This is a genomic window from Sandarakinorhabdus rubra (assembly GCF_010994245.1).
GTDB classification, from domain to species: Bacteria; Pseudomonadota; Alphaproteobacteria; order Sphingomonadales; family Sphingomonadaceae; genus Sandarakinorhabdus; species Sandarakinorhabdus rubra.
Map to the genome: position 1 here is coordinate 1 of NZ_WMHO01000067.1, position 12,097 is coordinate 12,097.

The 12,097-nt window shown below is 67.8% G+C and carries 11 protein-coding genes and 1 tRNA gene; 5 read left to right on the forward strand and 7 right to left on the reverse strand.

Going from position 1 to position 12,097, the window contains the following annotated elements; all coding sequences use genetic code 11:
• The 3 genes from sppA to GJV64_RS06005 form a co-directional block, all read right to left on the reverse strand.
• Nucleotides 1-1,850: signal peptide peptidase SppA (sppA, locus tag GJV64_RS05995; protein ID WP_235927620.1), on the reverse strand; the 1,850-nt coding region annotated here is incomplete at its 3' end.
• Between the two features lie 220 nt (nt 1,851-2,070).
• A complete protein-coding gene (locus GJV64_RS06000; RefSeq protein ID WP_164156372.1) occupies nt 2,071-2,853 on the reverse strand; it encodes a DUF3011 domain-containing protein in 783 nt (260 codons plus the stop codon).
• Nucleotides 2,854-2,979: 126 nt separating this feature from the next.
• Nucleotides 2,980-3,798 (reverse strand): DUF815 domain-containing protein, encoded by an 819-nt coding sequence (locus GJV64_RS06005; protein WP_164156373.1) that lies wholly within the window; start codon nt 3,796-3,798, stop codon nt 2,980-2,982.
• A gap of 129 nt (nt 3,799-3,927) precedes the next feature.
• On the opposite strand from GJV64_RS06005, the gene yajC reads away from it, so the two are divergent.
• From yajC to secF, 3 genes are read left to right on the forward strand one after another with little or no spacing between them, the layout of a single operon-like run.
• Complete coding sequence (gene yajC / locus GJV64_RS06010) at nt 3,928-4,290, forward strand: preprotein translocase subunit YajC (protein WP_164156380.1); 363 nt, start codon at nt 3,928-3,930, stop codon at nt 4,288-4,290.
• Between the two features lie 7 nt (nt 4,291-4,297).
• Nucleotides 4,298-5,893 (forward strand): protein translocase subunit SecD, encoded by a 1,596-nt coding sequence (gene secD / locus GJV64_RS06015; RefSeq protein WP_164156374.1) that lies wholly within the window; start codon nt 4,298-4,300, stop codon nt 5,891-5,893.
• 13 nt (nt 5,894-5,906) lie between these two features.
• On the forward strand, nt 5,907-6,854 hold the full coding sequence (gene secF / locus GJV64_RS06020) for a protein translocase subunit SecF (RefSeq protein WP_164156375.1): 948 nt from the start codon (nt 5,907-5,909) through the stop codon (nt 6,852-6,854).
• Nucleotides 6,855-6,974: 120 nt separating this feature from the next.
• Here the strand turns inward: secF and GJV64_RS06025 are convergent, their stop codons facing one another.
• Together GJV64_RS06025 and GJV64_RS06030 are read right to left on the reverse strand one after the other, a co-directional pair.
• Nucleotides 6,975-7,937 (reverse strand): NAD(P)H-dependent flavin oxidoreductase, encoded by a 963-nt coding sequence (locus tag GJV64_RS06025; protein ID WP_164156376.1) that lies wholly within the window; start codon nt 7,935-7,937, stop codon nt 6,975-6,977.
• A gap of 93 nt (nt 7,938-8,030) precedes the next feature.
• Nucleotides 8,031-8,107 (reverse strand) — tRNA-Met (locus tag GJV64_RS06030).
• A gap of 114 nt (nt 8,108-8,221) precedes the next feature.
• Between GJV64_RS06030 and GJV64_RS06035 the strand changes: the two genes are divergently transcribed.
• Nucleotides 8,222-9,148 (forward strand): isopenicillin N synthase family dioxygenase, encoded by a 927-nt coding sequence (locus GJV64_RS06035; RefSeq protein ID WP_164156377.1) that lies wholly within the window; start codon nt 8,222-8,224, stop codon nt 9,146-9,148.
• Between the two features lie 25 nt (nt 9,149-9,173).
• Nucleotides 9,174-10,673, forward strand: coding sequence for an alkaline phosphatase (locus tag GJV64_RS06040; protein WP_164156378.1), 1,500 nt, complete (start codon nt 9,174-9,176; stop codon nt 10,671-10,673).
• A gap of 223 nt (nt 10,674-10,896) precedes the next feature.
• On the opposite strand, the gene truA is transcribed toward GJV64_RS06040, so the two are convergent.
• Nucleotides 10,897-11,664 (reverse strand): tRNA pseudouridine(38-40) synthase TruA, encoded by a 768-nt coding sequence (gene truA / locus GJV64_RS06045; RefSeq protein ID WP_164156379.1) that lies wholly within the window; start codon nt 11,662-11,664, stop codon nt 10,897-10,899.
• Nucleotides 11,661-12,097, reverse strand: a 437-nt coding sequence (locus GJV64_RS06050; protein WP_408014969.1) for a methionyl-tRNA formyltransferase, incomplete at its 5' end; no start/stop codon positions are given. The genes truA and GJV64_RS06050, both read right to left, overlap by 4 nt.

Here is a 12,097-nt window from a genome sequence, read left to right on the forward strand (position 1 = left end):
AGGAGCGCGCCAAGCCAGCCCCTGCCTTCGCGCGCCGCGGCCGGGCGTGGCGAGCCGGCCATGGTGCAGGCCATGCACACCGCCTGCATGGTGGCGCCGCGCCCCGACGCCATGAAGACCAGATCGCGTGCAGCCGACGCCAGGCGCAACCGCGAGGCCCGCACAGCCTGCGCCCAGGGATCGCGGGCCTGCTCCTCGACCTCATTGCGACTGAAACTGCGCAGCGCCTGCACCCAGGCTGGCTCCGGCTTCTCGATATCGACGACCCGCACATCACCCTTCAGCCCGGCGCGCCGGGCTGCAGCCGCCACGGCAGCATCCAGCCCGCCGAACTGATCAACCAGCTTCAGCCGCTTGGCATCGCTGCCCGACCACACGCGTCCCTGCGCGATCGGATCGACCGCACTGGCCGGCAGCTTGCGGGCCTCGCTGACCAAGGTGATGAAGCGGCGGTAGGTATCCTCCACCCCCATCTGCAACACGGCGCGCACCTGCGGCGAGAAGCCGGCCACCACATCGGGTTCGCCGCTATAGGGCGTTGTCTTCACGCCATCGGCATTGATGCCGATCTCGTTGAGCGCGCGCGGGAAGCTGGGCAGGATGGCGAACACGCCGATGGAGCCGGTGATGGTCGAGGGCTGGGCGTAAATCTCGTCCGCCGCCGTTGCCACCCAATAGCCGCCCGATGCTGCCACCGGGCCGAAGCTGGCGACGACAGGGAGGCCATCGGCCTTGGCAGCCAGCAGCGCGGTGCGGATTTCCTCCGACGCTGTCACCGATCCCCCGCCGGAATCGACCCGAACCACCAGGGCCTTGATGCGATCATCCTCGGCCAGTGCCTTTTCCAGCGCCTGCCGGATGGTGGCGCTGCCGGCGGTGCCGCGCGGCGCCTCACCATCGACAATATTGCCCGCGACATAGACCACACCAACGGCATCACCGCCCCCGGGGCCACTGCTGGCCGCCAGATAATCCTCCAGCGCGATGCCCTTGTAACGGCCCCAGTGCTCCGGCTCGGCGTCGCCCACCTGCTCGATCAGGGCAGCCTCGAACGCCTCGCGGCTGCCGACCCGGTCCACCAATCCTGATGCGCGGGCGGCTTCGGCGCCGTCGCCGCGGGCCGCACCCAGACGTTGCGGCAGCTGCGCCACATAGGCCGCGACATCGGCCTTGGGGCGGAAACGGCGCGCGTCGGCCAGCCAGCTGGCCCACAGGCTGTCGGCCAGCGCCTGATCGGCAGCCTTGGCCTCGGGGGATGCGCTGGCGCGGGTGAACGGCTCCACGAACGACTTGTAGGTGCCGACCCGGAACACGTTCACATCGACCTGCAGCTTTTCGAGCGCCCGGCCGAAATAGAGATTGGAGCCGCCGGGCCCGGTGACGATCACGCCGCCCATCGGGTTGATCCAGATGCGGCTGGCAGCCGACGCGAGCAGCCAGGCATCATCGCCATAGGCCGTTGCCCAGGCCTCCACCGGCTTGCCGGCCTTGCGCACCCGCGCCAACGCGTCGGCCACCGCGGCGACATTGGCCTGGCCGCCGCCGGCAAAGCCATCAAGCTCCAGCACGACGGCCTTGATGCGCTTGTCTTCGGCTGCGCGATCGAGCGCGCGGATCACGTCGCGGGCCTGCACCTCGGCCATGCCGCCACCACTCGCGGCATCGAAGGGCGACACCTCGCTGGCCTGATCAACCAGCACGCCATCAAGCGCCACCACAAGCGCGCCGCCATCGGGCACTGACACGTTGGTCTTGCCGGCCGACAGCAGCGCCGACAGGCCGATGAAGAACAGCGCCAGCAGCGACAGCACCAGGAAATCCTTGATGCCGACCAGAACACGCCAGATCACGCCAAGGGTTTTCAATGCACTGCGCCTTTATCTTGAGAATGGCTCTGGTCATAGCAGGTGCGGGCGCCATCCGGCAATCGCCGGGCCCCGAAAGGCGGCGGTGGTATCGTCGCAGCCGGCCGGCTTACGACCGGCACCTAGACCAGTTCAGCTGTGGCGGCCAGCATTCACACTCGCCGCCACGCCTCTGGCCTCACAAGCTACGGGCAGTGAAATCCTGTCAGTAGAGTTCGAATTCGGCGCGGCAACCACCGTTGACCCAAACGGCGCCGGGGCGCACGCCCCACGTGCGACCTTGCCGGCAATCCCCGGCAATCACGCGCAGAAGCCGCACCTGCCGGCCGCGCGGCGCCACACACGTGGCGGCGCGATAATTCCAGCTTTCGCAGGTGAGGGTGATCGGGCGATTGCCGCCGCCCTGCCAGTTGCCGCCCGAGCCACCGCCCGGATAGCCGCCGCCGGCCCAGCCGGCAGCGCCCAACAACACCTCGAAATCGGCGCGGCAGCCGTTGCGGACCAGCACCGCGTTACGGTTCCAGCGGAAAGTCTGGCCGTCGCGGCAGTCCCCGGCAATCACGCGGGTGAGGCGGACGCTGCGGATAGTGCCGTTCACCGGGCAGCGGGCATCGCGATAATTCCAGCTTTCGCAGCGGATGCTCTGCACCTGAGCGCCGCCGCCCCAGTTGCCACCCTGATTGGGATCCCAGCCGCCGGCGCCCCAGCCATTATTGCTGTCGGTGCGGAAGGTGGCCCGGCAGCCACCGCGCACGCGGATGGCGTTGCCGTCGTGATACCACGTCTGCCCTTCGATGCAGCTGCCACCCTCGACGCGCAGCAGCTGGACCCGCACCGCACCCGGCACCGGGCAGCTGGCTTCGCGATAATTCCAGCTTTCGCAGCGGACTTCGCGCCATTGCTGTGCAGCAGCCGGCGCGGCGGGGATGGTGACTGCAAGACCGGCAGACACAAGGCTGGCGGCGGCAGTGAAGGACAGAAGGCGCATGATATTCCCCCGGATCAGAAGCAAATGGGCAAGTGAGCCCCGCCACGTTGAATCTGGAGGGAGTGTGCCACCCCCATGTCTCTCGTCAAGTAAGGGATAACGCCGATTTTTGGGCAATTGAAGCCATCACAGCCGCACGCCCTGCGCGCCGGCCTGTTCCACCGTGAATTGCCAGGCCACCCGGCCGGATCGGGCGCCACGCCCCACGGCCCAGGCTAGCGCGGCCGCGGCATCGAAGGCGAGGCCATGGGCCGCCGCATAGCGTTCGCACATCGCCAGATACTGGGCCTGATCGCAGGCGTGGAAACCCAGCCTGAGACCGAAGCGATCGGCCAGCGCCAGGTGATCGTCAGCCACGTCACGCGGGTTGATGGCCTGATCCTCGTTCTCGGCAAGACTGCGCGGCACCAGGTGGCGGCGGTTGGAGGTGACGGCGAGGCGCACCTGATCTGGCCGCGCCGCCACGCCGCCATCGAGCAGCGAGCGCAGCGCATGCACTTCGCCGGCATCGGCACCCAGCGAGACATCGTCAAGGAACACCACGAACGCGCGATCGGTGGCGGCAAGCCTGCCGAACAGCTGCGGCAAGCTGGCCAGCGCCGGCAGCGCCAGCTGCACTAGCGCGATATCCTCGCCCTGGGCCAGAAGATCGGCCACCACGCTGCGCACCAGGCTGGATTTGCCCATGCCGCGTGCACCCCACAACAGCATGTCATGCGCCGGCAGGCGGCGGGCGTGGCGGGCAAGGTTGGTGCGGGCGGCCTCCAGTTGCGCCTCCACCCCGCAATACAGCGCCAGTGGCACGGCGCGGGCCGGCGGCACGGCCAGCAGCCGGGTGCCGTCCCAGCCGAACCAGTTGCCAGTCGCGGGATTGGCGGGCGCAGCGCCGGGCGGCGACAGGCGTTCCAGCGCGGCGGCGATGCGGGCCAGGTGTTCGGCGATCATGTCCATGCCGCCTCGATAGCCAAAGCGCGGCTGCCTTGAAAGCAGGGTGCCGAACGGGGCCGGTTGCGCGCCTCTGGCGGAGCGGCTAGAGCCGAACCCGCCCCCAAGCAGGAAACGAGAACAACGGTGATATTCGAAACCCCGGCCCATGCCCAAGCCGCCGGCGGCGCCGCAGCAGCGGGCGGCACGGCGGCCTTGATCGGCTTCCTGCCCTATCTGGCGATCTTCGCCATCTTCTATTTCCTCATCATCCGCCCGCAGCAGCAGCGGGTGAAACAGCACCGCGCCATGGTCGATGCGGTCAAGAAGGGCGATGATGTCGTCACCGGTGGCGGCATCCTCGGCAAGGCCGTGAGGGTGACCGACAGCGAAGTGGAGGTGGAGGCCGGCCCCGGTGTCAAGTTCCGGGTTCTGAAGGCAACCCTGGCCGACGTGAAGCCGCGCGGCGTGCCGGCCGCGGCCAACGACGGCGCGCAGGACAGCAAGGACTAGCCCGCCCGTGCTCGACTTTCCCAAGTGGAAGATCTGGTCGATCTGGCTGACCATCGCCATCTGCGCGGTGCTGGCGATCCCCAACGCCCTCTCGGATTCCACCTTGGCCAGCCTGCCGTCCGGGTTGCCGAAGAGCCAGCTGCCGCTTGGTCTCGACCTGCGCGGCGGTTCGCACCTGATGCTGGAGGCAACGCCGCTCGACGTTGAAAAGGCAAAGCTGGAGGCGCTGGAAGACACGGTGCGCGGCGAACTGCGCGCGGCCGAGGGCGGGGCCATCGCGGTCAACGACCTGTCGTTGCAGGGCGGCCGGCTCAGCTTCAGCGTGGGCGATGTGGCACGCACCGATCAGGCCGTGACCATCCTGAACAAGGTGACCGCGCCACTGGGGCTGGGTGCGGCGCGCGAGGTGGAGGTGGCACGTGGCGCGGTGCCGGGGCAGCTGCTGCTCACCCCAACGCGGTCCGGCATCGATGCTGCCGTGGACAGTGCGATGGCGCAGGCCGTGGAAGTGATCCGCAAGCGCATCGACGAACTGGGCACGCGAGAGCCCACCATTGTTCGCCAGGGCCGCACCCGTATCGTGGTGCAGGTGCCCGGCCTGCAGGACCCGCAGGCCCTGAAAGCGCTGCTCGGCAAGACCGCCAAGCTGGAGTTCAAGCTGGTGGACACGGCGGCTGATCCGGCCGAGGTGGCGCAAGGGCGTGCCCCGCCCGGCAGCCAGATCTTGCCCGCGCAGGAAGGCGGCCAGGTGGTGGTGCGGCGCCGCGCCATCATCAGCGGTGACCAGCTGGTCGATGCCCAGGTGTCGACCGATCAGAACGGCGCGCCGGCTGTGTCGTTCCGCTTCGATTCAACCGGCGGTCGGCGCTTCGCCCAGGCCACCACAGAAAATGTCGGCAAGCCCTTTGCCATCGTCCTCGACGGCACGGTGATCTCGGCCCCCAACATCAACGAACCGATCCTGGGCGGCAGCGGCATCATCAGCGGCAGTTACACGGTGGCCACCGCCAACGAGCTCGCCATCCTGCTGCGCTCCGGCAAGCTGCCGGTGGAGCTGAAGGTGGTGGAGGAGCGCACGGTGGGGCCGGATCTCGGCGCCGACTCGATCCGTGCCGGGGTGATCGCCTCGATCGTCTCGGTGCTGGCGGTCTCGGTGCTGATGGTGCTCACCTATGGCCGCTTCGGCGTCTACGCGGTGCTCGCATTGGTCATCAACGTCGTCATGATTGTCGGCATCATGTCGGCCGCCGGCTTCACGCTCACATTGCCGGGTATTGCCGGCATGGTGCTCACGATCGGCGCCGCGGTTGATGCCAACGTGCTGGTGAACGAACGCATCCGTGAAGAACAGCGCAAGGGCAGGGGCGTGGTCGCCTCGGTGGAAACCGGTTTCCGCGAGGCGACCCGCACCATCTGGGATGCGAACAGCCTCAACATCATCGTGGCCATCATCATGTTCCTGTTCGGCTCCGGCCCGATCAAGGGCTTCGCCGTGGTGCTGTCGATCGGCATCGCCACCTCGGTGTTCACCGCCGTCACCGTGGTGCGCCTGATGGTGGCGCGTTGGCTGGCCGCCTCGCGGCCGGCGGCCCTGAGCATCTGATAGGGAAACGGCCATGCCCCTGAAGCTTGTTCCCGACAACACCAACATCGGCTTCGTGAAGCTGCGCTTTCTGGCGTTTGCGCTCACCTTGTTGCTCACCATCGGCGCCGGCGCGCTGCTGGCAACGCGCGGGCTCAACCTCGGCGTGGACTTCGTTGGCGGCCTTACCATGCAAGTGGAGTTCCAGAAGCCGCCGGAACTCGACAGCCTGCGCGAGCGCGTGAACCGGGTTGGGGTGGGCGATGCTGCGCTGCAGGAGTTCGGCAACGCCCAGACCATCCTGGTGCGCCTGCCGCTGCCCGAAGGCGAAGAGGGCGCGGTGCAGCGTGTGGTTGGCCAGGTCCGGGTGGCGCTGGAGCGGGATTATCCGGGCGTGAAGTTCGTGCGGGTGGAAAGCGTGTCCGGCAAGGTGTCGGACGAGCTCATCCGTGACGGGCTGTGGGCGGTTGGCCTTTCGATGCTGTTCGTGGCCCTGTTCACCTGGTTCCGCTTCGAATGGTATTTCGGCGTGTCCACAGTGGTGGCACTGGTCCACGACGTGGTGGTGACCCTCGGCTTCTTCAGCCTGACCTGGCTGGAGTTTGATCTGAACATCGTGGCGGCCGTGCTGACCATCATCGGCTACAGCCTCAACGACAAGGTGGTGATCGACGACCGCATTCGCGAGAACCTGCGCAAATACCGCCAGATGGACATCAAGCAGATCATCGATCTCAGCGTGAACGAGACGCTGCCGCGCACGGTGATGACCTCGGTGACCCTGCTCGCGGCGTTGCTCGCGCTGCTGTTCCTTGGGCCGGAGGTGATCTTCGGCTTCACCGCCGCGATGGTGCTGGGGATCGTGATCGGCACCTATTCGTCGATCTTCGTGTCATCCTCACTGCTGATCAGCCTGGGCGTGAAGACCCGCGCTGCCCCGGTGGAGGACAAGCGGACGAAGGGCGCCGAACGGATCGGCTGAGTCAGACCGGCGCGGCGCAGGGCCCCAGCACCGCGCACCACTGGCTGACGAGGCCAAGCAGCGCGGCGCCGGCCAGCCACAGGGCCCGGGTGCGGGCGGTCAGTTCCACCGACCCACCCATCACTCCGCGGCCATTGCGGCTGCACCCAGGCCCAGACGGGCGCGGGCGGCGTTATACTCGCGCACCAGCTTGGCGACATACTCGCCGGCCGACAGCACGTCCTTGACCGCGCCAATGCCCTGGCCGCAGCCCCAGATGTCCTTCCAGGCCTTGGCTTCGGTGTTGCCGCCGCTGCCGAAGTTCATCGCCGACGGATCGCTGGTCGGCAGATTGTCGGGGTCCATGCCGGCCGCGACGATGGACGGGCGCAGATAATTGCCGTGCACGCCGGTGAACAGGTTGGAATAGACAATGTCCGAAGAGGCGCTCTGCGTGATCATCTGCTTGTAGCCTTCGGCCGCACGCGCTTCCTTGGTCGCGATGAAGGCGCTGCCGATATAGCCGAAATCGGCGCCCATCGCTTCGGCCGCCAGCACCGCGTCGCCGGTGGCAATCGAGCCCGACAGCGCCAGCGGGCCATCGAACCATTCGCGAATTTCCTGGATCAGCGCGAATGGGCTGGTGGTGCCGGCATGACCGCCGGCGCCGGCCGCCACCGCGATCAGGCCATCGGCACCCTTCTCGATCGCCTTCTTGGCGAACTTGTTGTTGATGATGTCGTGCATCACGATCCCGCCATAGCTGTGGATGGCGGCATTCACGTCCTCGCGGGCGCCCAGCGAGGTGATGATCATCGGCACCTTGTATTTCACGCACAGTTCCAGATCGGCCATCAGCCGGTCGTTGGACTTGTGGACGATGAGGTTGACCGCATAGGGCGCGTCATTGGGGCCAAGCTCGCTGTTCAGCCGCTGCAGCCACTCCTCGAACTGCGCGATGGGGCGGGCATTGAGGCTGGGGAAGCTGCCGATGACACCAGCCTTGCACTGGGCAATCACCAGTTCCGGCACCGAGATGATGAACAGCGGCGAACCGATCACCGGGATCGACAGGCGGCCGGCAAAGGCGGCGGGGATGGACATCGGGGCTCTCCCAAGTTGAGGACGGCTCAACTTCTACCCTCGGTCGGGCGGCTTGGCCACCTCATCCTCGTCACAGGCCACACTATCGGGGAATGGTAGCAGCGGGCAGATTTGAACTGCCGACCTCCGGGTTATGAATCCGGCGCTCTCACCAACTGAGCTACGCTGCCACAGGCCCGGCGCCGGGGGCGCCACGGGAGGGCTGCAATAGCTTTCGTGCCGTAGAGGGTCAACAGGGTTTGCGGGTCTGGCAACCGCCGGCCGAATGTTGCAGAGGGGCGAGCATGACGCTTGCTGCCGATATCACGCCGGTTCCCCTGTCGCTGGTCGAGGCCGACCTGCCGGCCGCCGCGGAACGGCTGGGCGATGCCTTTGCCCGCACCGGCTTTGCGGTGGTGGCGGATCACGGCATCCCGCAGCCCTTGATCGACCGGGCGATGGCGGCGACGCGTGCCTTCTTTGCGCTGCCTGAGGATGTGAAGCGCCGCTATGTCGTGGCGGGCGGTGGCGGCCAGCGCGGCCTCACCCCGTTCGGGGTGGAAGCAGCCAAGGGGCAGGCCCACGCCGATCTGAAGGAATTCTGGCACGTTGGCCGCGATCTGCCGGCCGGCCACCCCCAGGCCGGCGTGATGCCGCCCAATCTGTGGCCCGCCGAGGTGCCGGACTTCCAGCCGGCGGTCAGCGCGCTGTATGCGGCGTTGGATGCGGCCGGGCAGCGCCTGCTGCGGGCCATCGCCGTGCACCTGGGGCTGGCGGCGGAGTTCTTTGCCGATCCGGTGCGCGACGGCAATTCCATCCTGCGCCTGCTGCACTATCCGCCGGTGGCGCCCGACACCGCCGGACCGATCCGCGCCGGCGCGCACGAGGATATCAATGTCATTACCCTGCTGCTGGGCGCCGAGGAGGCCGGGCTGCAACTGCTCGATCGTGACGGCCAGTGGCGGGCCATCGATGCGCCGCCCGGCTGCCTTGTCTGCAACATCGGGGACATGCTGCAGCGCCTGACCGGCCACCGCCTGCCATCGACCACGCACCGGGTGGTCAACCCGGCGCCGGAGCGGATGAGCGTGGCGCGCTATTCAACGCCCTTCTTCCTGCATTTCCGCCCGGATTACCTGATCGAGGCGCTGCCCGGCGGGCCGCGTGCGGATCCGCCGATCACTGCCAACGACTATCTGGTCGAGCGGCTGCGCGATATCAAACTTCTGTAACAAATAACGGGCAGGGGGCCTGTTCATGATCATCCGCAACCTGTTTCTCGCTGGCCTGCTGGCCGCCGCCCTTCCCGCAACAGCCGCTCCGGTGCTCGACACGCCAGTGCAGGACAGCTGGTGGCAGGATGGCCGCGCCGCCCTCGATGCGCGTCTGAAGGCGGTCAATCGGCCGAAGCGGGCCAAGAATGTCATCCTGATGGTGGGGGATGGCATGGGCATCGCCACGATCACCGCGGCGCGCATCTTCGATGGCCAGCGTCCGATCGACGGCCGCGCGCCAGGCCCGGGTGAAGACAACAGCCTGGCTTGGGACCGCATGGCCAATACCGCCCTGGTGAAAACCTACAACACCAACGCCCAGGTATCGGACAGCGCCGGCACCGCGAGCGCGCTCAACACCGGGGTGAAGACGCGCATCGGCGTCATCAACTTCGGTGCCGATCAGGGGCCGGAGGCCTGCCGCACGCCCGAGAAGCTGCCGCGCAGCTTTGCCGAGCTGGCGCGCGCCCAGGGGATGGGGCTTGGCATCGTCACCACCACCCGCATCACGCATGCCACCCCGGCGGCGGTCTATGGCCATGTGCCGAACCGTGACTGGGAGGGCGCCGACCGCGCCTATCCGGCGTCCGATCGCGCGTCGGGCTGTGCCGATCTCGCCACCCAGCTGATCGGCTTCAAGGGCGGCATGGACGTGGTGCTGGGCGGCGGCCGCGCGCGCTTCCTGCCGCTGGGCAAGGGCGGGCAACGCGATGATGGTCGGGATCTCGTCGCCGAATGGCAGAAGACCTGGCCGCAGGGACGCTTCGTGAGTGACGCCAAGGGCCTGCGGGCGCTGGCGGCGGCAGGCACTGGCCCGGTGCTGGGCCTGTTCACCCCCGACCACCTGAGCTTCGAGCATGACCGCAAGGACGATGCCGAGCCCAGCCTCCCGGAAATGGCGCGCTTTGCGCTGGCGAAGCTGGAGGCCGGCGCCAGGGCACGGCGCGGCAAGGGCTATTATCTGATGATCGAGGGCGGCCGCATCGACCATGGCCACCATGCCAGCAACCCCTATCGCGCGCTGAAGGAAGCCCAGATGTTCAGCGCCACCGTGGCCGAGGTGCTGAAGAGCGTAAACCTCGACGAGACGCTGGTGCTGGTCACCGCCGATCACAGCCACGTGATGACCATCGCCGGCTATCCGGAGCGCGGCAACAACATCCTGGGCTATATCAAGCCGGCGCGCGGCGGCGAGAGCGAGGGCGCGCTGAGCCCTGAAGGCTATGCCCTCGATGATCGCGGCCAGCCGATGACGACTCTCAGCTATGCGAACGGAGCGTTCCAGGCGCGCGGCCTGTCCCGCCTGCTGCCGCCGGACGATCCCAACTATCTCGCCAACAAGACGCACGGCACCGCCAGCGAGAGCCATGCCGGCGAGGATGTGGCGCTGTTTGCGGAAGGCCCGCGCGCTGACCTCGTGCGCGGGGTGATGGAACAGAATCTGATCTTCCACATCATGGCCGAAGCACTCGGCTGGCGTTGAGCTGGCCGAAAACAGGCGCCTGGCGTTGAGCTGGCGCCAGTTCAGCCGGCGAGCAGCCAGCCGGTCAGGCCGCCGGCCACCGCACCCAGTGCCAGCCCGGCCAACCAAAGCAGGCGGATGTTAAAGCTTTGCGGTCCCCACCCCATGGCCACAGAGCAGCAACATGCGTGCCAGTCGCAGTGTGACCTTAAATCCTTGAAGTAACACGACCAGTCCGGCCAGGTTACGCCCAGCCTGTAAGCCCCACCGACAGTGTTGGGTAGATGGCGCCTATGAACGAGAGGCCGTCCGGCGGCGCGTTGAGGCCCAACGCGGCGCGATCGCGAGCGGCCAGTGCGGCGGCGAGGTCGTCCGCACTCCAGCGGCCTTCACCCACCAGCTTCAGGCAGCCGACCATGGAGCGGACCTGGTGATGCAGGAAGGAGCGGGCGGCAGCGAAGATCTCGATGGTCTCGCCGTGCCGCACCACGTCCAGCCGGTCGAGCGTGCGCAGCGGCGAATTGGCCTGGCATTGGGCGGATCGGAAGGTGGTGAAATCATGCCGCCCGACCAGCCGCTGGGCCGCGGCGTGCATGGCATCGGCGTCCAGCTGCATCGGCACCCGCCAGGCCAGCCCGGCATCGATGGTCAGCGGCGCCCGGCGATTGATGATACGATAGCGATAGCGTCGACCGGTGCAATCAAAGCGGGCGTGGAAATCGGGGGCCAACGCACAGTCGAGGATGGCCACCGGCTGCGGCTTCAGCCGGGCGTTGATCGCCTCCATCAGGCGGAATGGCGTGATGGCCCGGGCAATGTCGGCATGGGCGGGCATGGCGCTGGCATGCACACCGGCATCGGTGCGACCGGCAGCAATCACCTCCACCGCCTCGCCGGTGACGCTGAAGATCGCGTCCTCGATCGCCTGCTGCACCGAGGGGCCGTGCGCCTGCCGCTGCCAGCCCATGAAGACGCGGCCATCATATTCAACGGTGAAACGAAAGCGCGTCACGAAACCGGTGTGCCTGCCGGCACGCGCCAGCCATTGAGCAGCGCCTTCACGTCCATCGCCGGCTTGCCGGCGCGCTGCACCAACGTTGGTCGCAAGGCGCCGTCGCCGGTGCCGATCAGCAGCCGGTCGTCCAGCGTTACGCCGGGGGTCGATGTGGCTGGCTCGACGCTGGCGGCCATGATCTTCACCCGCTCCCCGCCAATCTCTACCCACGCGCCCGGCGCCGGGTTGAAGGCCCGCACGGAGCGTTCCAGCACGGCAGCCGGCTGTGTCACATCCAGATGCGCCTGCGCCTTCTCGATGCGCGGCGCCAGCGTGGCGCCGGCCTCCGGCTGCGGCACGGCGGCGCGCGGGTGGGCCAGCACATCCACCAGCAGGCCGGCGCCCAGCGTCGCCAGCTCCGCAAACAGCTCGCCGCTCGTCTTCCGGTCAA

What these genes read in the sequence shown, in the direction of transcription:
- secF (WP_164156375.1), top strand. Translation starts at nt 5,907, where the DNA reads ATGCCCCTGAAGCTTGTTCCCGACAACACCAACATCGGCTTCGTGAAG.
- GJV64_RS06040 (WP_164156378.1), top strand. Translation starts at nt 9,174, where the DNA reads ATGATCATCCGCAACCTGTTTCTCGCTGGCCTGCTGGCCGCCGCCCTT.
- GJV64_RS06005 (WP_164156373.1), bottom strand. Translation starts at nt 3,798, where the DNA reads ATGATCGCCGAACACCTGGCCCGCATCGCCGCCGCGCTGGAACGCCTG.
- GJV64_RS06025 (WP_164156376.1), bottom strand. Translation starts at nt 7,937, where the DNA reads ATGTCCATCCCCGCCGCCTTTGCCGGCCGCCTGTCGATCCCGGTGATC.
- GJV64_RS06035 (WP_164156377.1), top strand. Translation starts at nt 8,222, where the DNA reads ATGACGCTTGCTGCCGATATCACGCCGGTTCCCCTGTCGCTGGTCGAG.
- GJV64_RS06000 (WP_164156372.1), bottom strand. Translation starts at nt 2,853, where the DNA reads ATGCGCCTTCTGTCCTTCACTGCCGCCGCCAGCCTTGTGTCTGCCGGT.